Source organism: Flavobacterium nitrogenifigens (assembly GCF_003254565.1).
In the GTDB taxonomy this organism is placed as follows: domain Bacteria; phylum Bacteroidota; class Bacteroidia; order Flavobacteriales; family Flavobacteriaceae; genus Flavobacterium; species Flavobacterium nitrogenifigens.
Genome location: NZ_QJRI01000119.1, coordinates 1 through 840 on the forward strand (window position 1 = coordinate 1; position 840 = coordinate 840).

Genomic DNA, 840 nt, shown 5'->3' on the forward strand with positions numbered 1-840 from the left:
AGATGCCTGACCCACCGTAAGAGTACCCTCAACATATGAAATCGAATAGTTTGGAGATGATGCGCCACCTGCCGTTATTACATACGTGCCAACTGGACTTGAAGCTGTGACTGTGGTTGAAGCTGCAGCTGCTGATGTTAGGGATGCTTCCGTATCGCCGTTCACAAATCCCAAGTAGCTCACCGTCAGAGCTGGATTTGCACTGCCGTAGGTTTTGCTCTTGTCATCGGCTGTCACTATAAGAGACGCTTGGGTTACTGTCAGAGTTCCATCTGCATATGATATTGAATAGTTCGGAGATGATGCACCGCTTGCCGTGATTGCATACGTGCCAGCAGGGCTTGAAGCTGTGGCTGTGGTTGAAGCTGCAGCTGCAGTTGTTAGGGACGCTTCCGTATCGCCGTTCACAAATCCCAAGTAGCTCACCGTCAGAGCCGGATTCGCGCTGCCATAAGGCTTGCTCTTGTCATCGGCTGTCACTATAAGAGATGCTTGGGTTACTGTCAGAGTCCCATCTGCATATGATATTGAATAGTTCGCAGATGATGCGCCGCCTGCTGTAATTGCATACGTGCCAACTGGACTTGATGCCGTGGCTGTGGTTGAGGCTGTAGCCGCAGTTGTTAGCGATGCTTCGGTATCGCCGTTCACAAATCCAGCATAGCTTACCGTCAAAACCGGATTCGCAGAGCCGTATATTTTGTTCTTATCGTCCGCTGTGATCGTAAGCGAGGCGGCTGTCACGCTCATCGTTCCATCAGCATAAGTGATTGTATAATTGGATGCTGCGGCTCCGCTCGCTGCGATCGGGTAAGTCCCCACCGGACTTCCTGTAACTGC

The 840-nt window shown here is 51.2% G+C and carries 1 protein-coding gene; it reads right to left on the reverse strand.

Annotated features, from left to right (window positions below; all coding sequences use genetic code 11):
* A partial coding sequence (locus DM397_RS00535; protein WP_317048793.1) for an MBG domain-containing protein occupies nt 1–840 on the reverse strand: 840 nt, incomplete at both ends.